We start from the raw sequence: 18,875 nt of genomic DNA, 5'->3' as shown, positions 1-18,875 counted from the left end.
ATGGGTCCTAGATCACCTGGCGGTTCTTGAAGTCCGCGATCTCGTCGTCGGTGTAGCCGGCCTCGCGCAGCACGGCGGCGGAGTGCTCGCCGATCGCCGGCGGGTGGCTGGCAATGCGGGCGGGCGTGCGCGAGAGGCCGATGGGCTGCGCGACATAGGTCTGCTGCTTCGCGCCGTCGTCGAGTGTGGTCGCGATGCCCAGGTGCTTCACCTGCGGGTCCTCGAACATCTGGTCGATCGAGTAGATCGGCCCCGCGGGCACGCCGGCCTCGTTCAGCGCCGTCACCCATTCCTCGCTCGTGCGCTCAGCGATCTTCTCGTCGATCAGCGCGTTCAGCGCGTCGCGATTCTCCGAGCGCGCGGCGGAGTCCTTGAAGCGCGGGTCCTCCAACCATTCCGGCGCACCGGCGGCGATGGCGAAGCGCTTCCAAATGGCGTTGCCGGTGGCGGCGATGTTGATGTGCCCGTCCTTTGTCTTGAAGACGCCGGTCGGGATGCTCGTCGGGTGGTTGTTGCCGGCCTGCTTCGGCACCTCGCCGGCCTGGAGCCAGCGCGCGGCCTGGAAGTCGAGCATGAAGGCCTGGGCCTGCAAGAGCGAGGTCTGCACCCACTGGCCCTTGCCCGAGACCTCGCGCTCCAGCAGCGCCACCATGATCCCCTGGGCCGCGAAGAGCCCGGCGCAGAGGTCGGCAATGGGAATGCCGACGCGCACCGGCCCCTGGCCGGGCAGGCCGGTGATGGACATCAGCCCGCCCATGCCCTGCGCGATCTGGTCGAAGCCGGGCCGCCCCGCATAGGGCCCGTCCTGCCCGAAGCCGGAGATGGAGGCGTAGACGAGGCGCGGGTTCTCGGCCGAGAGGTCCTTGTAGCCAATGCCGAGGCGGTCCTTCACGTCCGGGCGGAAGTTCTCCACCAGCACATCGGCCTCGCGTACCAGCTTCTTGAGGATCGCGACGCCCTCGGCCGACTTCAGGTTCAGCGTCAGGCCGCGCTTGTTGCGGTGCAGGTTCTGGAAGTCGGGGCCGCCACGCGGGCCGCCCATAGGGTCGCCCTGGTCCAGTCCCTCGGGCATCTCGATCTTGACGACCTGCGCACCCCAGTCGGCGAGCTGGCGCACGCAGGTCGGGCCGGAGCGGACGCGGGTGAGGTCGAGCACCTTGAAGCGGGAGAGCGCGCCGGCGGTGGCGCCGGCGCCGCTTTCCGCAGCCGGGTTCGGGGCGTCGAGCATGGCATCTCCTCCGTCGGCACCCAGGCTGCGGTGGCGGCGCCTGCCTGTCAACAGCCTGTTGACAGGGCGCGCGGCGGCGTGATGCCCTGGGCCATGGACACCCTTCCCCCCCAGGGATCGCTGTCGGCGCGCGCACGGGAGGCGGTCGAGCGGCTGATTCTCTCGGGCGAGCTGGCGCCGGGCACGCGGCTGAACGAGGTGGCGTTGGCCGCGCGCCTCGGCCTCTCGCGCGGGCCGTTGCGGGAGGCGCTGCGCGGGCTGGAGCGCGACGGGCTGCTCTCCGCCGGCCCGGCCGGCCAGGGAATGAGCGTGCGCCGGCTGGAGCCCGCGGAGATGGCGGAACTCTACGACATGCGCGCCCTGCTGCAGGGCTTCATCCTCGCGCGAATCGCGGAGCGGGTGGCCAGGGGCGCGCTGGCGGTGGGCGTGCTGGATGAGCTCCGCGCGCAGGTGGCAACGATGGAGGCCATGGCCAGCGCAGGGGACGCCGCCGGCTACTACGCGGAGAACCTTCTCTTCCACGAGGCGCTGCACCGCGCCGCCGGGCATCGCCGCGCCGCCGGCCTCTACGACCTCCTGATCAAGGAGAGCCATCTCGTGCGGCAGCGCTCGCTTGCCCATCCCGACCGGATGCGGCGGAGCAACGCCGAGCACGCGGCCATGCTGGAGGCCGCCGCCGCCGGGGACATCCTCCTCGCCCGCACCCTGGGGGAGGCGCATGTGGCGGAGGGCGGCAAGCGGCGCTGGATCGAATCCCTCGGCGAGGGGTAGCGGGTCAGTTCACCAGCCCGTCCCGCGGGTGGCAGCGCGGGCGAGGGAGCCATCGGTCTTGCTGGCCGCGAGGAAGTCGTTCAGCTCCGCCAGCCCGGCATTGTCCTCGCGCGGCGCGGGCCGGGCTGATGCCAATGCCGCCTATGGCTACGGCGCAGCCGCCCCGCTCGGTCATGCCGACCACCCCGGACGCGGTGGTCGGCATGGCCGAGCGGAGTTTCAGGCGCGCGGCCGGCGCCCGGGCCATCTCTGCGTCGAGCCTTTCCAGTTCCCCGTTCCGGGCATTCTGCCAGGAGACCGTGGGCAGGTCAGGGATGGTGCAGACGTGAAGCTTCCGCCGGGACTGGATGAGGGGGAGCCGGCCGGCACCGGGTGCCGGACCGCTCGAGGTTCCCGAATTGAAAATAATCTGTGCGAAAGCGACATGTATCAGGCCCTGGAAGGTGCCGCTGCCCTCGCAAATGGTGACGAGCCCTGCGATGATGGCGATCAGGCCACCGATGAACACAGCCCCTTCCTCCCTTCGTCGGGTTCTGAAGCTCGGACCGGCAAAGCCGGCCGCGCCTCGGCCCTGGCGTCTCTTCGGTGCGACTGTGCTCGTGGTCGGAGCATGTTTTGCCGCTGTCTATATTGTTCTCTTTGATCGCGGCCAACGAGAGGCCGCGCACGAGGCGGAACGACTGACACTGGGCGTGACGGCCGCGATGGCCGACCAGCTCGCCCGCGCCATCCAGACCGTGGACTTCGTCCTGCTGGACATGGCCGAGCGCAGTACCGATGCGGACCCGGCCGCCACCGCCCGCGCCCTCGCCGGGCGTATCCGCGACGTGCCGCAGCTCCGTGCCGTGCTGATCGTGGACGCCAACGGGATCGTCACCGCCTCGACGGTCGAGAGCCTTCGCGGTGCCTCGGTCGCCGACCGCGACTGGTTCCGGGGGCTGCGGATGGGCGGGCCGGCCCTCCGGCTGGGCTCACCCGAGGCGGGGCGCTTCCTCGGCGGCTCGGCCTCCCTGCAGGCACGCGCCATCCAGACAGCGGGAATCTGGTCCATCCCCCTCGCACGAGGGTTGCGCACTGCCCGCGGGGACTTCAACGGGGCGACGGTCGCGCTGCTGAACCCGGACTATCTCATCTCGGTCGGCCGCCGCCACGCGGAGGCCTTCGGGGTAACGGTCCGCATCCACTCCCTCAACGGCGTCCTCCTCGCCCGTTCGGACGGGCGGGTGGACGGGGTGGGCGAGGCAAACAACGGGGCCTGGCTGTTCCGCGACTTCCTGCCCCGGCGCGAGAGCGGCACCTTCTCTGGCCTCGATCAGGACGGGCAGGAGGTCTTCGCCTCCTTTTCCACCATCCGCCAGGGCACGCTCGTGATCGAGGCCGCCCGGCGCAAGGCGGCGGCCTTCGAGGGGGTGGAGCGGTTAGGCGCGCTGCTGATCGGCGGTGGGGTCGCGATCGCCGCCATGATGCTCGTCGCCCTCTGGCTCATGTCCCGCCAGGCGGCGGCGCTGAAGGCCCAGGGCGACGCACTCTCCGAGAGCGAGCGCGAGGCGCGGGCGGCGACGCGGGCGAAGGAGGAATTCCTTGCAGCCATGAGCCACGAGATCCGCACGCCGATGAACGGCGTGATCGGCATGACCGGCCTGCTGCTCGACTCACAGCTCGACACCATCCAGCGGCGCTACGCCGAGACGATCCAGGGCAGCGCCGAGCACCTGCTGATGGTGCTGAACGACATCCTCGACTTCTCGAAGCTCGAGGCCGGGATGATCGAGCACGAGCACATCCCCTTCACACTGGAGAGCGAGATCTCCACCATCGTGGAGCTCTTCGCGGACCGCGCGCTGTCGAAGGGGGTGGAGATGGTGGCCTCGCTGCCGCCGGACCTGCCGCGGCAGGTGCTGGGGGATCCCGGGCGGTTCCGCCAGATCCTGTTCAACCTCGTCGGCAATGCCATCAAGTTCACCGAGGCCGGTTGGATCGAGGTTTCGCTCCACGCCGCGCGCGTGGAGGGGGTAGAGGGGGCGCTGCGGCTGACCTGCTCCGTGGCCGATACCGGCATCGGCGTCGATGCCGACAAGGTGCCGATGCTGTTCGAGCGCTTCACCCAGGCCGATGCCTCCATCAGCCGTAAATACGGCGGCACGGGCCTGGGCCTCGCGATCTGCCGCAAGCTGGCCGAGCAGATGGGCGGCGGGATCGAGGCGACGCCGCGGAAGGGCGGCGGCAGCGTCTTCCGTTTCTGGATCGAGGTGGGCGAGATGCCCCGGCCGCTGCCCGCGCCGCCGCCGCTCGCCGGGCGCCGCATCCTGGTGGTGGACGACCTGCTGCTCAACCGCGAGATCATGGTGCGGCAGCTCAACGCCGCCGGTGGCTCCGCCCTTTCGGCCGAGAATGGGGAGGCGGCGCTGCACATGCTGCGGCTCGCGGCCCGGCGCGGCACCCCCTTCCACGCGGCCCTGGTGGATGCGGGGATGCCGGGCATGGGTGGCTTCGAAATGGCCCGGCGAGTCCGGGCGGAGGCGGAGCTCCTTGGGAACCCCGCGCTCATCCTTCTCTCCTTCGGGGTGGAGGCGCATCAGATCCCGGCCCAGGGCATGCTGCAGGAGCTGTTCGACACGATGCTGCTCAAGCCCGCCCTGCCCGGGCGGCTGCTGGAGGCGGTGGTGCAGGCCCTCTCCCCGGCCGCCCAGCGCCCGAGCGTGCCGGGCGGTGCCGAGCCCGCCGAGGAGGCCGGACTGCGCATCCTCCTGGTGGAGGACAACGCGACCAACCAGCTCCTGATGCGCGCCCTGCTGGCGCGGTTCGGCGCGGAGGTGACGGTGGCGGGCAACGGCCTCGAGGCGGTGCAGCACTGCCGCGAGACGGTCTTCGACGTGATCCTCATGGACCTGCAGATGCCCGTGATGGACGGGCTGGAGGCTACGCGGTCGATCCGGGTGGCGGGGCTGAACCGCGCGACCCGCATTGTCGGTCTGACCGCCGCCGTGGGCGCGGAGTTCGAGCGTCAGTGCCGGGAGGCGGGGATGGACGACTACTTGTCCAAGCCGGTGCAGCGGGACCAGCTCAGCCACGCGATCGGGCTGGCGCAGGGCGTGCGGGCGGCAGCGGAGTAGCGGCTCGGCTCCTGTGGAGCGGTTCAGTCCGCGCCGGAAGCCCCGCGGGCAAGGACAGAAAGCTCCGACAGGGCCGCCTTCGCTTCCGCCCCGATCCCGAGGATCATTTGCTGGGCGGGGGTCCGGTCGTCGCGGCGCATCGCCTGGCGCGCCATGGCCTCAAGAGACCGGGCGCCAATCGAGCCCGCCGCGCCCGCGAGGCTATGGGCGGCGCGGCGGTATTCCTCGGCGTCATCGGTGTGTGCGGCCTCGACCATCTGGCGGACCAGCCGGGCGAGATCCTGCTCGAAGCTGCGGATGATCCCCAGGAACACGTCGCGGGGAAGCTCCTCCGCCAACTGCCCGGCCACCTCTGGGTCTATAGCGCTCACGTAACGGATTTTGCGCCTCCGGCTTCCGTTGGTCAATGCAACCGCATCGCAACAAAAAGCCGGACGCCGGTCTCTCGCACGAAGATGTTCGGCTGGTTGGCAGTGGCATTCCGACCGGACGCCGGCCATCCTTGCCCCACTCCCCACCCCGGAACAGGCCCGATGCCCCGCCTCCTTACCCTTCTCGCCGCCCTCGCCCTGGTTGCCGGTTGCGCCGAACCCGGCCCGGCGGAGCGCGCTGGGCGCTCGCTCGACCGCGCCGCCGACCGCACCGGAGAAGCCCTCGGCGGGGCCGCGCGTGGGACCGGGGCGGCGCTCGACCGGGCCGGGAACTGGGTGGGGGATCGGCTGGAGCCAGGGCGGCGATAGGCTAGCTTTTCATCCAGTTCGACTGGTTTTAGTGCCCCTGGGGAGGACGCTGCCCTCTCCGCACGTCCGAGACGGCGCCTCGGACCCTGCCAAGGGCCTGAGGCTCCTGGTCCCGCATCTGGCTGTCGCGGAACACGCCATCGCCTCGGGTCCGCGGCCCGAGGCGCACCGGCTGTTCAGCGAGTCCAACTTGAAGAAAAGATGATGGTGAGGGGGCCGGGGAAAGGAAGAATTCCTTCTTCCTCTCCCCGGAGTCACCAGCGCAATCCACGCAAAGCGGCAACCGGCGAGACCCCTTCCTCCGCCGCCCGCGCCGCGAGGGTTTCGGGCGCGGCGTCCGCCAGTCCTTCCTCCGCCGCGAGGCCGCCGAGGGCCCAGACCGCATCCAGCCCCGCGGCCTGGGCGCCGGCGAGATCCGTATGGGGGCTGTCTCCGATGGCGAGCACCGCCTCACGCGGGAGGTCCAGCAGGGCCATGACCGGGTCGTAGGCGGCGGGGTCGGGCTTCCCGATCTCCAGCGTGGCGCCGCCGAGTTCCGCGTAGCGCTCGGCCAGGGCGCCGGCGCAGATAATGCGCCGCCCGCCGACGACCACCGCACGGTCCGGATTCACGCAGAGCATGGGCAGGCCGCGGCCCAACGCCGCGCGGAGGGTGGGTTCGTAGGGATCGACCGAAACGCCGCCGCGATCGGGATCCGGGCCGGTGTTGAGGAGCCAGTCGGCCCCGTCCGCGCGGTCGGTAAGGGTGATGCCGAGGTCCTCGGCCACCGAGTGGTCACGAAGCGCGCCGATATGCAGGGCGCGGGGACCGAGGTCGCGCACGAAAGGGTGGGTGCGGTCCCGCAGGAGGCGCCAGGTGATCTCCCCGCTCGTCATGGCCGCGAGATAGAGGCTGCGATCGATGCCGAAGGCAGAGAGCTGGGCCTCCACCACGTGGGAGCGGCGGGGCGCGTTGGAGAGAAAGACGACGCGAGCGCCGGCCTCCCTCATCCGGGCGAGGGCATCGGCCACGCCGGGGAAGGCCGCCTGGCCGTCATGCACCACGCCCCATAGGTCGAGCACGAAGCCGCGATACCGGGCGGCGAGGCCCGAGACGCCGTCGAGGATTCTCATCACGCTTCGCTCCCGACGGCGGCGGCGAGGTTCGGGAAGCCGTCCCGGCGGAGAAGGGTCGCAAGATCCCGCTTCAGGCGGGGGATCATGGCGGGGCCGCCATAGGCAAAGCCGGCATAGGTCTGCACGAGGGAAGCTCCGGCCTTGATCTTGGAGTAGGCGGTCTCGCCGTTCTCGACACCGCCGGCGCCGACAAGGGTGAGGCGACCGCGGGAGAGACGGTGAACCCGGCGAAGGAGTTCGGTAGAGGCTTGGAAGAGCGGCCGCCCCGAGAGCCCGCCCGCCTCGCGCTTCTGCGGGGAGCGCAGCGTGTCCGGCCGGGCGATCGTGGTGTTGGAGACGATCAGCCCCGCGATGTCGCGGTCAAGGCAGGTGCCGACGATCGCCTCCATCGCGGCCTCGCTCAGGTCCGGGGCGATCTTCACCAGCACGGGCGGGCGGCGGGGCATCTCCGCGCGGGCGGCGAGCACGGCATCGAGGATTGCGGCCAGCCGCGCCTCGCCTTGCAGGTCTCGCAGGCCCGGCGTGTTGGGGGAGGAGACGTTGACGGTGACGTAGTCCACCAGCGGTGCCGCGCGGCGGTAGAGCTCGGGGTAGTCCCGCTCGGGCGTCGTGCTGTCCTTGTTGATGCCGACATTGGCGCCGAGCACGGCCGGCAGCGGGCGGGGGAGCGCCGCGAGGTTGGCTGCATAGGCCTCCAGGCCCGCGTTGTTGAAGCCGAGCCGGTTGATGACCGCGCGGTCCTCCTCCAGCCGGAAGACGCGGGGGCGGGGATTTCCCACCTGGGGGCGCAAGGTGGCGGTGCCGGCCTCCACGAAGCCGAAGCCGAGGCGCATCAGGGGCAGGACCGCGACCGCGTTCTTGTCGAATCCGGCGGCGAGGCCGAGCGGGTTGCTGAAGCTCAGGCCGAGGGCCTGCACGGCGAGGATCGGGTCATCCGGCCGGCGCTCACGCCCCGCGAGGCCCCAGTTGAGGGCGCGCAGCGAGAGCTCATGCGCGCCTTCGGGGTCCAGACCCCGGACGAAGGGCATGAGGGCGGAGGCGAGAGCGGGGCGCATCGGCGCCGCTTGTGCCGCAGCCCGGCGCGAAGGGCCAGGGGAGAGCGCGCGGCCCCGCGTTGACGCGGCGGCGGCGGGACGGGAGAAGCGGCGCGAAGGATGCATGGGGGAAAGGCTGCTTGCGCGGACCATTGCTGCTGCTGGCCGCGCTCGGGCTCTTCGCCGTGCTCGACGCCAACTCGAAGCTGCTCTCGGGCGGCTACCATGTCAGCCAGGTGCTGGCGGTGCGCTACGCGGTGCTGCTCGTGCTGCTGGCGCTCGTCGCGACCGTGCGGAGCGACGCGCTGGGTTCGCTGCGCACGCGACGGCCGGGGGCGCAGTTGCTGCGCGCCGCCTTCATGGTGGGATCGGGCATGGGCTTCTTCATGTCGCTGCGTCACCTGCCGCTGGCCGAGGGCTATCTCGTCTACTTCACCGCGCCTTTCATGCTGCTGGCCCTGTTCCGCGTGCTGCTGAAGGAGCCGGTGCCGGCCTCGGCCTGGGGCTGGTGCGGGGTGGGGTTCATGGGGGTGCTGCTGGCGCTCTGGCCAGGGCTCTCGGCCGGTGGTTCCTGGGTCGCCTATGGTTGGGGACTGGTGGGCAGCTTCTGCCACGCCATGGTGCTCGTGATGAACCGCAGCCTGCGGGACGAGGCGGGCCTCGGACGCCTCATCCTCTGGAGCGCGGGGCCGGCACTTCCGCTGCTGCTGCCCTGGGCCTGGGCGGAATGGACGCCGCCGCCGCTGGGGGATGCGGTGGCTCTGGCGGCCAACGGGCTGCTCGCGGGGGGGGCCACGATCGCGCTGGCGACGGCCTTCCGCTACGCCTCCGCGCCCCGGCTGGCACCGCTGGAGTTCACGGCGCTCGTCTTCGCTGTGGTGGCGGATGTGACGATCTGGGGCGTCTGGCCCTCCCTCTGGGTGTGGGCGGGGGCGGCGGTTGTGGCCTTCGCGGGGGTGATGGCGCAGCGCGCGCCGCACGAGGCCTGAGCGGGGGCGGGTTTGACAGGTTGGGGGCTGGCGCCCCTACCCTCTCGGAGCCGCCACAAGAGGGCGGCCACGAGAAGCCAAGGATCGTCCATGCCCATCCCATCCAGGGTCGCGGGGCTCGCCGCCCTGCTCGCCGCGCCGCTGGCCGCGCTGCCCGCCGCCGCGCAGCAGCCCCCGCCGGCGTCCCTCCAGGGGCCGGTCTCGATCCAGCAGCAGGGCTCCTTCTTCGTTGGCGGGCGCGCCCTGCGTTCCGACTCGCTCTCCACCATCCCGGCCTATGCGCCGAGCGGCACGATCACGATCGACCAGATGTATGTGCGCTTCCAGGTGCCCGCCGATGCGGGCGCGCGGCGCCCGATCGTGCTGGTGCATGGCTGCTGCCTGACGGGCAAGACCTGGGAAACGACGCCGGACGGGCGCATGGGCTGGGACGAGGTGCTGCTACGCCGCGGCTATCCGACCTATGTGGTGGACCAGCCCTGGCGCGGGCGCTCGGCCGCGCATCCCACCACGATTAACCCGGTGAAGACTGGACAGGCAGGACCGGAGACGCTGCCGACGGTGTTCAGCGCGGGGCGGGAGGATGCCTGGACGATCTTCCGCTTCGGCCGGCGCGCGGGGGAGACCTTCCCGGGGATGCTCTTCCCTCTGGAGGCGCAGGAGGAGTTCTGGCGGCAGACGGTGCCGGACTGGAACGCCTCCCTCCCATCCCCGCACCCGACGGTGGTCGCGCTCTCGGCGCTCGCGGCGCGGCTGGACGGGGCGGTGCTGGTCAGCCACTCGCAATCGGGGATCTTTCCTTTCCAGGCAGCAGCGAGCAGCCGGCAGGGGATCGCAGGCATCGTCTCGATCGAGCCCGGCGCCTGCCCGGCCGCGGATTCTGACATGACCCCGTATGCGGGGCTGCCGATCCTCATCCTCTGGGGGGATTTCGTGCAGGAATCGCCGCGCTGGGCGCCGCGCCTGGCCGCCTGCCGCGACTTCGCGCGCGCGGCCAATGCCGCCGGCGGCAAGGTGGAACTCGTCGTGCTGCCGGAGATCGGCATCGCCGGGAATTCCCACATGCTGATGCAGGACCGGAACTCGATCGAACTGGCGGACTGGCTGATGGGATGGATCGGGAAGAACGTAGGGGAGCGGCGCTAGCCCCTCACGGCACCCAGGACGGGAAGCGGTGCAGCCCGTCCGGCCCGAGCGGCAGGAAGACTGCGCCGCGGACGGCCGCAAGCGGCAGCGCGGCGTAGAGGTGCGGGAATAGCCCGGGCCGGCTGCCGCCCGCCGCCGGCTCCCACCGCAGCGCATCGCCGAGAGCCGCCGATTCCGCGCTGACGAGCCAGAGGTCCGCCTCGCCTGCGCGGTGCTTCGCGGCGCTGGCGCGCAGCTGGGCGGCGGTGGAGAAGTGCAGGAAGCCGTCGCGCCGGTCGTCGGCGCTGCCGTGGTAGCCGCCCGCCTGCTGCGCGGCGTGCCAGTCAGCGCCGCGCATGAGGGTGTGGATGAGGGGTTCCATTCCCCCTTTCTACCGGTTCAGGCGGCGGCCACCAGGGCCGGGGCGGCGGGGCGGGCCGGCGCCTGGCCGGTCTCCAGGCGGTAGAAAACCAGGCCGCCGATCTCGGCCAGGGCCTCCCGCGCCACCGCCCAGGCCGGCAGCCGCTCGGCCGTGTGCCAGTGGGTGGCGCCGCCCGTGGGGTCCACCAGAGCGCCCGAGAGGGCACGGGCCGCGATCCGGCGGCAGACCGAGAGCGCCGGATCCGCCGGCGGCGGCGCGACGAGAAGGGCGTGGCCCGGGTGGCGCGGGTTGCAGGTGGGGAAGAGGAAAGGATCGCGGCAGGCGACCGCGAGTTCCCTCGGTCGCGGCTCGGGCAGCCGGGCGTGGCCGCCGGGTGCGAAGGGTGCCGCCCCCTTCACCCGCGGCGGCCGTGGCAGCGCGGCGCGCGCGCGGTTCGCGGCCAGGGCGGCAAGGGCCTCGATGGCGCGCACCGGACGGGTCCCGGCCTCGGCGTAGAGCGTGCGGGCGAGAACCTCGACCGCGGCGTCGGCGACCTGTTTGGTGGAGAGCATGTTCAACGGTCCTCGGCGAGCACGCGCACCTGCGCGGCCGTGCTGTGGGCGGTACGGGTGGCCTCGTCGAGCTTCTGCTCAATCCGGACGAGGTGGGAGGTCAGCCGCCCGTCCACGTCCCGGATCAGGGAGAGCGGGACATAAGTGCGGGCGACTTCCAGCTTGAAGGCGCTCAGCTCCTCCCGCGTGCGCTCGAGCGCGCCGGCCTGGGAGGATGCCTGTGGGGAAGGCGTGGGCCCAGGCGGCTCGCGCTCCGGACAGGTGGACATGCTGCGGCGGAGCTGGTGCAGCATCCAGGCGAGCAGGGCCATGAAGGGCGTGTCGACCGCCGCGGCGATCCACTGGGAATCGTTGGCAAAGGACAGCATGGGTCCTCCTTCGAAGGGTCAGGGGCGGGGATCCTTGCCCCAGAGGTCGTGGTCCGGGGGTTGATCCCGCTCGGCAGCGCCCCGACTTGCCGGGGCGCCTATGAGGGTTGCTGTGTGGCCAGGATGTGGAACGAACCGTATCTCGAGACCTGCTGCCGGTCCGCGCTGCACCGGCTGTTCCTAACGCGCGGCGGCACCCGTCCGGCCGGGCTGCCGGACGAGGCCTGCCTGCGGCGGCTGAGCGGGATGGGCCTGGCGGAGGAGGTCTCGCCAGGCCGTTTCGCCATGACGGCGGCGGGCACCGCGCGGCACGGCAGCGAGGTGCTGCGGCTGCCCCGACCCGCCGCCTGAAGCGGAGAGGAAGACCCCCCTACCCTCGCCAGGAAGCGCCGCGGGCCGCCGGGGGAAGGCTCGGCAAGCGTACCGGCTCGGCCAGAAGGCAGCCGGCGATGGCGTCCAGCGCGTCGTCGCGCGCTCCGTCCGCCCCTGGCTTCCACTCCGCCATCTCCTGCGGAAAAGGGGTGCGGAACACCGCCTCATGTGCGTGGAGCCGCCGCGCCGCAAGGGCGGGGTCCAGCGCGCCGAGGATGCGCTCCGCCTTCGGGCGGTGGCTCGCATGCTCCACCACCGTGCAGGGGGCGCCGGCCCGTGCCATCTCCCGCCGCAGCAGGGCGGGAAGGAACTTGCCGATGCCGTTCGTCTCCACCCGCACCACCGGCAGCATCAGTTCCCGCGCGAGGACGGCGACGCGACGGCACTGCTGCGTCGCCGGGTCGTCCGATGCTTCCGGGTCGTGGGTAATGTAGGCAAGACGGTGGAGGTAGTGATTGCCCTCTATGTCCGAGAAGGTCGCGGCGAGCACGCTGCTGTCGCCCTTCCCCGGCCGCCCATAAGCCGGATCCCAGAACCCGCCACCCGAGGCCAGCCGCCGCCCGAGCAGCGACAGAAGCGGCCTTCCATTCGCCTCGCGGTAGTCCAGCTCCTCGCCGTAGCGAATGATGAGCGCGGGATCGAGCCGCGCCGCCTCCGCCGCCGCGCATTCGAGCATCATTTGTCGCCGGAACTGCAACGGCCCCACCCGGTCGCGCTGCGCCTGCACGCCCTCGCGTGGAAAGCGCTCGGGCCATGCGCTGCGGCCACCCGCATCCAGGAGCGGGATGCGAAGCCGACGGTAGGTGGCGAGATAGGCGCCCTCCACCTCCGCCGGCGCGTAGAGGCTATCCGCGCAGTGCGGCGTGCCGACGAAGAGGACCGTGCCGCCAGGCGTGAGGATGAACTCGCATTCCGCCAGCCGCTCGCGCAGCTCGGCCCGCTTGCCCGGCGTGTCGCAATTGCCGGCCACCTCCACGTCGTCGCAGACGATCAGCTCCGCGCGGGCACCCGTGATGTTGCCGCCGATGCCCTGCGCGAGCATCGAGGGCTCGCGGATGGCACCGCGCCGGCGCACCGTGAAGCGGTCCGACGCCCAGGTCTCCCCGCCGCCGAGAAGATGGCGGCAGAGCGGGTGCCGCTCCACGATGCGCCGGACCGTCGCGACCATGCGCGCAGCCAGCGAGTGGTCCGCCGCCAGCACGAGGATGCGCAGCTCGGGTTCGGATGCCAGCCGCCAGGCGCACCAAAGGCCCACGAGCGTGGACTTGCCACAACCGCGGAAGGCCATCAACAGCAGCCGCTGGTTCCCCGCCGCCTCCCGCGCCGCCAGCCAGCGCGCGATGCGGCGATGCACGCCGGGGGTCGCGACGCCCGTGCGCAGGTTCCAGGCGTAAAGAAACTCGAGGAAATCCCCTCCCCTCACATCGGGTCCGGGGCTGTCAGGCTTGGTCGTCATCCTCCATCGTCTCCCCGTCTTCCTTCTCGGCCAGCCGGATGGACCGGCGGGCCTCGGCGATAAGCGTGCCGGCCTCGCTGCCCGCCTCCCCCGACGCCTCGCTCGGCGCCAGCTTCATCAGGTGCTCGAGATGGGCGAGCGCGGAGCGGGCGGCAGCGTGATGGGCGGTGAAGGCCTTCGGGTCCTCCTGCGCGCCCGGGGCCGGGCCGCGTTCGACGAAGGCCTTGTAGTCCGCCACGATCTTCCGCAACGCGCCGTGCATCTCCTCCCGCGTCAGCGCCGTCACGATTTCACCGCCCGCACCCTCACCGTGCCCACCGCGAGATCGATCGAAACCGTGCTTCGATTCCAGGCCGTGACCGTGATCACGTCCTGTGCCCCCACCTGGGCGAGAAACACGACGCCCGAGGTGGAAAGGCTAAAGGCCGCCTGCACGAAATCGCCGGGCCGTACGCCGTTGCAGGGCACGTTGAGCTGCGCCGAGGCGCCGGCTGCGAGCGCCGGCGGGTCCCAGCTCATCTCCGCCTTCAACTCCCGCACACCGTGCGGCAGCTCCGGCGTGCCGTAGAGCACCGCCGGGCTCTGCGAGGGATCGCAGGCGAGGCGGAGGCTGCGCACCTCGTAGTCCGTGTCGATGCGCGCGACGCCGATGATCGCGGTCATCACCTGCGGCGCGAGGCGAATCGTCTGCAGCCGCGTGAGCCCGGCGTCGTTGCTGTCGGCATTGCCCTGCCACCAGCGCGGCCCCACGACATAGGTGAGCGACATGCCCGAGGCCCGCACCATCGCCCCGTCCGCCGAGGTCAGCAGCGTGCCGCCGGCCCCGAAGCACTGGACGATCAGCCGCGGGTTGTCCGCATCGACAGCCAACGCGAACTCCTTGCAGACCCGCGTGTCCACGACGAAGCCGAGGCCGCGCCCGCCTGTCAGGACCACACCCCTGTCGCTCAGCGAGTAGCTGTCCAGCGCCTGGAAGGCGAAGTTGCCCACCATCGTCGGCGCCCCGCTGACATTCGTCGAGAGACAGGCAAGCTTCTCGAAGCCGGTATCCGTCGGGTTCCAGCGGATCGCCGCCGCACGCAGATTCGGCACATCCACCAGCGTACGCGTGGACTCCCGGTGCTGCGCTGCCTGGTGGATGGCACGCACCACGCTGCCCACGCGCGTCGCGGTCGGCGTGTAGTCGATGTCCACGCCATAACCCTGGCTTGCCCAGGCCACCTCATAGACATGGTCCTGCGCGCCCGCCGTGTGGCGCGCCACAAAGGCGTCGCATCCTTCCATCCGGACGTTTCGGGCCAGGACGGCGCGCGAATTTACCTGGATAAGAAACGGGATGCCGTCGATCGGCCGGTCCCTCGCCTGCAGCTCGAAGGCCGGCCCGTCGAAAACGTGGCGATTATGCGCGACATAGGCACCTGGCGCGGCCGAGAGCCGGATGCCGTAGCGGTCCTTGTCCGGCCATGTCGCGATCGACATCGCGAAATGCCCGCCATAGTAGCGCACCGAGGTGTTCCAGGCCGCCGCCGTCGCCGTGCGGACATCCAGGCCGTAGCGGTTGTCCACCAAGCGGCCGAGATGGAGCACGCAGTCCTCGAAGCCGCGCTCCACACCCAGCGTCTGCACGCCGATCGTGAAACGCTCGACCTGCCGGATTTCGATCAGCGCCGAATCCTGGTTGCGGATGACGATGCCGATGTCCCGCTCGTCCTCCCAGGAGGAGAGCGTGTTCCGCAGCACCCGCAGGCCCTGATAGACCTTCGTGCGGTTGCGCAGCGCGGCGCCGTCACCCAGTGTCAGCGCCGCCTCCCCGCCGGCACCGTCATAGAGGATGGTACCCAGCATGATCAGCCCCGCCGCCGCACCCGGCAGCGTGAGCGGTATCCTCGTTCGATAGGTTCCCTCGCCGATCTGGAGGAATTTGCCAGAGGCGCCGGCCGCGTTCATGGCCGCCTGCAGCGCCGGACCGTCATCGGCAATCCCGTTGCCGATCGCGCCGAAGTCCCGCACGGAGAGCCGCTCGGAAAGCTTGTCCTCCACCGTCCGCGGGATCCCGCCGGGGAAGGGCGCCGAGAGCGTCGCCTCCCCGCGCGAGAAGGTGGCGATGTCGCCCAGGCTATCGAAGCCAAGCAGCCGGTTCGCGCGCGCCCGGCGCAACGGCAACTCGAAGCGCCCGCCGGCCTCGCCCGGCCCCTGGCGCAGCGAGCCCGTGAGCTCCTCGCGCAGCTCCTGCAGTGCTGCCATCTGGCGGTCCAGCTCGTCGTTCAGCGTGTTCGCCCGCAGCACGCCGTTGGGCTGGTAGTCGGTCACACGCTCCATCACCAGGCGGCGTCGCAGTACGAGCTTGGCCCCCGCCGCCGGAGGCTGCACGAAGGTGACCAATCCGCCTTGCGAGGTACCGGCACCGGAAACGGTGTAACCCGCACCGACCAGCAGCCCATCGACATGGACGTCCATGTCGATGGGGGAGAAAATCGGGAAGGGATAGACGAAAACGCTCTGCGCGCCATCCGCCACGTACTGCACGCGCGGCGCGATGTCGCCGATGCGAATATGCTCGGGCATCAGTGGTCTCCAGTTCTGCCGCCAGGGCGTGTGTCGGGATCAGTCCAGAAGGCTTGTGGCGACACGGCCAAGGCCCTGCGCCGCCCGCGCCCAGCTCGTCAGCGAGGCGTCCTGGTCGAGCAGCGACTTCCGCCCTGCCGTCAGGCGAGCGGCATAGGTCGCATCGTCGCTGCTCTGCTCGGCCGCCGCCGTGCTGCGCAGCCCTGTCACGAGCGCCGCCGAGGAGCCGTCGTTCGGATCCACCCCGCCGGCCGCGAGGCGGGCCCGCGCCGAGGCGACGGAGCGCTCGAGCTGCGCCTGCCGCTCGGCCGTGTTTTGCGCGGCCTGAACGGTGAGGATCTGCTGCTGCGCCTGCTGCTGCTGCAGCGCATTCGCCTGCTGCACCTGGGCATTCTTCTTCTGCCGCGCGGCCTGCTGGCTCTGGGCGTAGATGGAGGCGCCCGTCGCGGCGAGCGTCACGATGGGGGCGAGTTGCGCCATCAGTCGGTTATCCTCGTCTCTGTGGTGACGGAAAGCAGGGTGAAGGGCAGCGGGGCATCGCCCTCGATCCGCCAGAGCGGCGCAAGCGAGGCCCTTTGCCAACCCAGGCCACGAACCGTGACATCGCCCGTGAAGAGCGGCGGCGCCGCGTCCAGCATCGGGCTGTCCAAGCGACGGAACGGCACCGGCTGCGCCCCGCGGCCGAGATCAACTGCCAGCGCCCCGGTGCCGAGCAGCCGGAAGGTGGCGGCAACGAGTCGGATCGGCCCCGTCCGCGCGCCCGTCGTCGAGACGGTATCGGCCGGAAGCGGCTCCACCACATGGGCGAAGGGAAGCCCTACCTGCACCGAGGCAGCCGTGGGATAGATAGCAATGCGCCCTGACAGGACCGTGGCCAGCTCCCGCGGTGCGCCGTCCGCCAGCACGCTGACCGTACGGCCATCGAGATGGGAAAGCCCCGACCAGTCGGTGCCCGCCGGGTCTCCGGTCGCGACCACGCAAGCGTCGAGCGCCATCGCGTCGTCGAAGCGCTCGAGCCGGAAGCCCCCGGCCCGCTCCACCACAGCGAAGACCACGCCCTCCATCTCGGCAAGGCAGCGGAAGGCGCCGTCCGTCTCCTGCCCGGTCCATCCCGTCACGCCCTCGGCGCGATAGATGGTCAGAGTCGCGAGGCTGCCATCCGCCATCGCCAGGTGCAGCAAGCGCCGTTGCGAGTCATAGGCCATGGACACTGGCGAGACGATCAGGTGCCGCGCGATCAGCGCGAGGTCGTCCGCCTGGTAAGCCTGCTGCAGGTCAGTGTAGGAGAATTCGTAGAGCGCGCGCCCCGACCGCGCGACCGAGACGGTCATCCCGTCCACGTCTATCGGCGCCACGCTGCGCTCCACGATGGAGCCCACTCGCGTCTGGCGCGTCACCTGGATGGAGGCCGGCGTCAGAGGATCCCCCGACACCATCCACTCCGCCCCCGAGGTGAAGACCTGCAGGTGCCTGCCCGCGAAGACCGCGCGGATCGCGTTCAACTCATCGGAGACGAGCGAGAAGCCGATCGCCTGATCGTCGAGCCCCGTTCCCGGATCGAAGCTCTCGTAATTCGCACTGCGTGAGAACCAAAGCCGGTTCGGCAGGTCGCGCGACCCGCCCAGCACCAGCCGCCCCTGGTAGAAACAGGCACTGATAGGCCAGCCATGCGCACCGCTGAAGGCCGACTCCAGCCAATCCGCCGTCGTGTCGGTGGAAGCGAGCGCATCGAGCACGTCCGCCGCCACCACGCTCGGCGAGGAAAAGGAGGTGATCCGCAGCCTCTTCCCGGCGATGCGCAGCATCGCCCCGACATGCGAGGCGGCGAAGATAGGAACCGTCGCCGTGACCGACACGTTTCCCGTCGTGCCACCAGGCGTCAGTCCCACGCTCGCCGGCACGAAGCGGAAGAACGGTTCGGCGGAGAAGACGAAGGGCGCAACCGACCAGGTTCCGGCATCGGCGCGCTGCACCACCTGCGGCGGCATCGCGGGATGCAGCAGCAGCAGCATGCTCGCGTTCTGCGTAAAGGTGATCTGCGGCAGCATCGCCGCCGTCCAGGGCCCGGCCAGCTCCGCCACCTGGACGTCGTTGCGCATAATCCGTACGCGCCCATCGAGCAGCACGAGCAGGAAGGTCAGCTCCGTGCTCGCCTCGTAGGGAACGAGACGAGCGGAACCGGGCAGCATTGCCAGGTGCCGCAGCCCCGGGCGTCGCTGCAACCCTCCCGTCGGCTGGATGAAGACGTTGCGCAGCTTCGCCGCCCCGTTGCCCCACGCCGGTACGTCGCCACGTCCGAAGAGTTCCGGCGCCAGCTCCCCGGCCGTAAAGGCCGTCTTGGCACGCTTTATCGCAGGCATGGCGTTCAGCCCCGGACGCTCAGAAGCGGAAAGTCCTCGATCCCGCGCACTGTCTGCTGCTGGCTATCGAGTAGCCGCGCCTGGCGCAGCTCCGCCTCCGCGATCCGCATCAGCATCTCGGCGCGAGAACTGTTCTCCGTCAGCGGCAGGCAGAACTCCGCCGCCAGGCGTGAAACGAGCACCCCCGCAAAGAAGGGCGGGAACTCCATCTCTGCCACGCGAAAGACGTAGGTCAGCGTCACCGCCTCAGCATCCGCGTGCAGCCGCCCCTCCTGAATGCGGTAGTGGATGCCGCGCCCCTGGCCGCTCCCGGCCGAAATCACCCGCAGCAGGTTCGTAGGCAGTTGAAAGGAATACGCGAAATCCGCCACCGGCACCGCGTCCAGCCGGTTGAGACACATCTGCCCCGATGCAAAGCTCCAGGGATGGCAGGACAGCAGCGCGTCGCGCGCGCCGGGATAGAGGTTGGCAGCCACTTCCGCCTCGGCCGTCCCCTCCTCGAGAGAGGCGATCGGCTGCGCACCGACTTTGAGCAGCGCGCGCGAGCAGAGGGCGAGGGCGGAAAGCGCCATCGTGTCGTTGCTCCCTTGATGAAGGATCTTGGAGAAAACAGCCGAAGGATTGCGCAGGGCCGACGCCGGCGCGGTCGCGAACGTCGCGGCCGATCAGGCGCTGAACAGGCGGCGCGGCCATGGCAGCCGGCCCC

The 18,875-nt window shown here is 70.9% G+C and carries 20 protein-coding genes; 6 read left to right on the top strand and 14 right to left on the bottom strand.

The window, feature by feature from the left end; genetic code table 11:
- Positions 1–7 precede the first annotated feature (7 nt).
- The gene (locus D9599_RS10885) at positions 8–1,228 is read right to left on the bottom strand and encodes a CaiB/BaiF CoA-transferase family protein (protein WP_198381248.1); all 1,221 of its coding nucleotides are present in this window, start codon (positions 1,226–1,228) and stop codon (positions 8–10) included.
- 93 nt (positions 1,229–1,321) lie between these two features.
- Here D9599_RS10885 and D9599_RS10880 point away from each other — a divergent pair, with 93 nt between their 5' ends.
- On the top strand, positions 1,322–1,999 hold the full coding sequence (locus D9599_RS10880) for a GntR family transcriptional regulator (protein WP_198381247.1): 678 nt from the start codon (positions 1,322–1,324) through the stop codon (positions 1,997–1,999).
- Positions 2,000–2,008: 9 nt separating this feature from the next.
- Here D9599_RS10880 and D9599_RS31935 read toward each other — a convergent pair whose 3' ends face one another.
- On the bottom strand, positions 2,009–2,134 hold the full coding sequence (locus tag D9599_RS31935) for a hypothetical protein (protein WP_255531562.1): 126 nt from the start codon (positions 2,132–2,134) through the stop codon (positions 2,009–2,011).
- 365 nt (positions 2,135–2,499) lie between these two features.
- Here D9599_RS31935 and D9599_RS10875 point away from each other — a divergent pair, with 365 nt between their 5' ends.
- Positions 2,500–5,112 carry a response regulator gene (locus D9599_RS10875; protein WP_198381246.1) on the top strand — a complete coding sequence of 871 codons (2,613 nt, stop codon included), beginning with the start codon at positions 2,500–2,502 and terminating at the stop codon, positions 5,110–5,112.
- Positions 5,113–5,135: 23 nt separating this feature from the next.
- Here D9599_RS10875 and D9599_RS31930 read toward each other — a convergent pair whose 3' ends face one another.
- The gene (locus D9599_RS31930; protein WP_198381245.1) at positions 5,136–5,483 is read right to left on the bottom strand and encodes an Hpt domain-containing protein; all 348 of its coding nucleotides are present in this window, start codon (positions 5,481–5,483) and stop codon (positions 5,136–5,138) included.
- A 162-nt stretch (positions 5,484–5,645) separates the two neighbouring features.
- On the opposite strand from D9599_RS31930, the gene D9599_RS10865 reads away from it, so the two are divergent.
- Positions 5,646–5,852, top strand: coding sequence for a hypothetical protein (locus tag D9599_RS10865; protein WP_198381244.1), 207 nt, complete (start codon positions 5,646–5,648; stop codon positions 5,850–5,852).
- Between the two features lie 254 nt (positions 5,853–6,106).
- Here D9599_RS10865 and D9599_RS10860 read toward each other — a convergent pair whose 3' ends face one another.
- Both D9599_RS10860 and D9599_RS10855 read right to left on the bottom strand, forming a co-directional pair.
- Positions 6,107–6,964 carry a TIGR01459 family HAD-type hydrolase gene (locus tag D9599_RS10860; protein WP_198381243.1) on the bottom strand — a complete coding sequence of 286 codons (858 nt, stop codon included), beginning with the start codon at positions 6,962–6,964 and terminating at the stop codon, positions 6,107–6,109.
- Positions 6,964–8,022, bottom strand: a complete 1,059-nt coding sequence (locus D9599_RS10855; protein WP_198381242.1) for a quinone-dependent dihydroorotate dehydrogenase — start codon at positions 8,020–8,022, stop codon at positions 6,964–6,966. The genes D9599_RS10860 and D9599_RS10855 overlap by 1 nt, the downstream gene beginning before the upstream one ends.
- A 119-nt stretch (positions 8,023–8,141) precedes the next feature.
- Between D9599_RS10855 and D9599_RS10850 the strand changes: the two genes are divergently transcribed.
- Together D9599_RS10850 and D9599_RS10845 are read left to right on the top strand one after the other, a co-directional pair.
- Positions 8,142–8,990: a DMT family transporter gene (locus tag D9599_RS10850; RefSeq protein ID WP_232480356.1), complete on the top strand. Its 849-nt coding sequence runs from the start codon at positions 8,142–8,144 to the stop codon at positions 8,988–8,990.
- A gap of 90 nt (positions 8,991–9,080) precedes the next feature.
- Positions 9,081–10,136, top strand: coding sequence for an esterase (locus D9599_RS10845; RefSeq protein ID WP_198381241.1), 1,056 nt, complete (start codon positions 9,081–9,083; stop codon positions 10,134–10,136).
- 4 nt (positions 10,137–10,140) lie between these two features.
- Here the strand turns inward: D9599_RS10845 and D9599_RS10840 are convergent, their stop codons facing one another.
- From D9599_RS10840 to D9599_RS10830, 3 genes are read right to left on the bottom strand one after another with little or no spacing between them, the layout of a single operon-like run.
- A complete protein-coding gene (locus tag D9599_RS10840; RefSeq protein WP_198381240.1) occupies positions 10,141–10,497 on the bottom strand; it encodes a DUF952 domain-containing protein in 357 nt (118 codons plus the stop codon).
- Between the two features lie 17 nt (positions 10,498–10,514).
- Complete coding sequence (locus tag D9599_RS10835; RefSeq protein ID WP_198381239.1) at positions 10,515–11,048, bottom strand: cell wall hydrolase; 534 nt, start codon at positions 11,046–11,048, stop codon at positions 10,515–10,517.
- A 2-nt stretch (positions 11,049–11,050) separates the two neighbouring features.
- Positions 11,051–11,416, bottom strand: a complete 366-nt coding sequence (locus D9599_RS10830; protein ID WP_198381238.1) for a hypothetical protein — start codon at positions 11,414–11,416, stop codon at positions 11,051–11,053.
- Positions 11,417–11,539: 123 nt separating this feature from the next.
- Between D9599_RS10830 and D9599_RS10825 the strand changes: the two genes are divergently transcribed.
- Positions 11,540–11,767, top strand: a complete 228-nt coding sequence (locus tag D9599_RS10825) for a hypothetical protein (protein WP_198381237.1) — start codon at positions 11,540–11,542, stop codon at positions 11,765–11,767.
- A gap of 19 nt (positions 11,768–11,786) precedes the next feature.
- Here D9599_RS10825 and terL read toward each other — a convergent pair whose 3' ends face one another.
- The 6 genes from terL to D9599_RS10795 are packed head-to-tail and all read right to left on the bottom strand — an operon-like array spanning position 11,787 to position 18,741.
- A complete protein-coding gene (gene terL / locus D9599_RS10820) occupies positions 11,787–13,244 on the bottom strand; it encodes a phage terminase large subunit (protein WP_198381236.1) in 1,458 nt (485 codons plus the stop codon).
- On the bottom strand, positions 13,228–13,530 hold the full coding sequence (locus tag D9599_RS10815) for a hypothetical protein (RefSeq protein WP_309228603.1): 303 nt from the start codon (positions 13,528–13,530) through the stop codon (positions 13,228–13,230). The genes terL and D9599_RS10815 overlap by 17 nt, the downstream gene beginning before the upstream one ends.
- Complete coding sequence (locus D9599_RS10810) at positions 13,527–15,809, bottom strand: hydrolase (protein ID WP_198381235.1); 2,283 nt, start codon at positions 15,807–15,809, stop codon at positions 13,527–13,529. The genes D9599_RS10815 and D9599_RS10810 overlap by 4 nt, the downstream gene beginning before the upstream one ends.
- 39 nt (positions 15,810–15,848) lie before the next feature.
- Positions 15,849–16,289, bottom strand: coding sequence for a hypothetical protein (locus D9599_RS10805; protein WP_198381234.1), 441 nt, complete (start codon positions 16,287–16,289; stop codon positions 15,849–15,851).
- Entirely contained in the window at positions 16,289–18,169 is a 1,881-nt protein-coding gene (locus D9599_RS10800) for a hypothetical protein (RefSeq protein WP_198381233.1), read from the bottom strand. The genes D9599_RS10805 and D9599_RS10800 overlap by 1 nt, the downstream gene beginning before the upstream one ends.
- 5 nt (positions 18,170–18,174) lie before the next feature.
- Positions 18,175–18,741 carry a hypothetical protein gene (locus D9599_RS10795; protein WP_198381232.1) on the bottom strand — a complete coding sequence of 189 codons (567 nt, stop codon included), beginning with the start codon at positions 18,739–18,741 and terminating at the stop codon, positions 18,175–18,177.
- Positions 18,742–18,875 lie beyond the last annotated feature (134 nt).

The sequence above is a fragment of the Roseomonas sp. KE2513 genome (assembly GCF_016107305.1).
Classification (GTDB): domain Bacteria; phylum Pseudomonadota; class Alphaproteobacteria; order Acetobacterales; family Acetobacteraceae; genus Roseomonas.
This window is presented reverse-complemented; position numbering and strand designations above follow the sequence as displayed.

Excerpts from the sequence above, each read along its gene's own strand:
- D9599_RS10885 (WP_198381248.1), bottom strand. The coding sequence starts at position 1,228 with ATGCTCGACGCCCCGAACCCGGCTGCGGAAAGCGGCGCCGGCGCCACC.
- D9599_RS10845 (WP_198381241.1), top strand. The coding sequence starts at position 9,081 with ATGCCCATCCCATCCAGGGTCGCGGGGCTCGCCGCCCTGCTCGCCGCG.
- D9599_RS10805 (WP_198381234.1), bottom strand. The coding sequence starts at position 16,289 with ATGGCGCAACTCGCCCCCATCGTGACGCTCGCCGCGACGGGCGCCTCC.
- D9599_RS10810 (WP_198381235.1), bottom strand. The coding sequence starts at position 15,809 with ATGCCCGAGCATATTCGCATCGGCGACATCGCGCCGCGCGTGCAGTAC.
- D9599_RS10840 (WP_198381240.1), bottom strand. The coding sequence starts at position 10,497 with ATGGAACCCCTCATCCACACCCTCATGCGCGGCGCTGACTGGCACGCC.
- D9599_RS10830 (WP_198381238.1), bottom strand. The coding sequence starts at position 11,416 with ATGCTGTCCTTTGCCAACGATTCCCAGTGGATCGCCGCGGCGGTCGAC.
- D9599_RS10800 (WP_198381233.1), bottom strand. The coding sequence starts at position 18,169 with ATGCCTGCGATAAAGCGTGCCAAGACGGCCTTTACGGCCGGGGAGCTG.
- D9599_RS10865 (WP_198381244.1), top strand. The coding sequence starts at position 5,646 with ATGCCCCGCCTCCTTACCCTTCTCGCCGCCCTCGCCCTGGTTGCCGGT.
- D9599_RS10880 (WP_198381247.1), top strand. The coding sequence starts at position 1,322 with ATGGACACCCTTCCCCCCCAGGGATCGCTGTCGGCGCGCGCACGGGAG.
- terL (WP_198381236.1), bottom strand. The coding sequence starts at position 13,244 with ATGACGACCAAGCCTGACAGCCCCGGACCCGATGTGAGGGGAGGGGAT.
- D9599_RS10860 (WP_198381243.1), bottom strand. The coding sequence starts at position 6,964 with ATGAGAATCCTCGACGGCGTCTCGGGCCTCGCCGCCCGGTATCGCGGC.
- D9599_RS10875 (WP_198381246.1), top strand. The coding sequence starts at position 2,500 with ATGAACACAGCCCCTTCCTCCCTTCGTCGGGTTCTGAAGCTCGGACCG.
- D9599_RS10825 (WP_198381237.1), top strand. The coding sequence starts at position 11,540 with ATGTGGAACGAACCGTATCTCGAGACCTGCTGCCGGTCCGCGCTGCAC.
- D9599_RS10835 (WP_198381239.1), bottom strand. The coding sequence starts at position 11,048 with ATGCTCTCCACCAAACAGGTCGCCGACGCCGCGGTCGAGGTTCTCGCC.
- D9599_RS10855 (WP_198381242.1), bottom strand. The coding sequence starts at position 8,022 with ATGCGCCCCGCTCTCGCCTCCGCCCTCATGCCCTTCGTCCGGGGTCTG.
- D9599_RS10795 (WP_198381232.1), bottom strand. The coding sequence starts at position 18,741 with ATGGCGCTTTCCGCCCTCGCCCTCTGCTCGCGCGCGCTGCTCAAAGTC.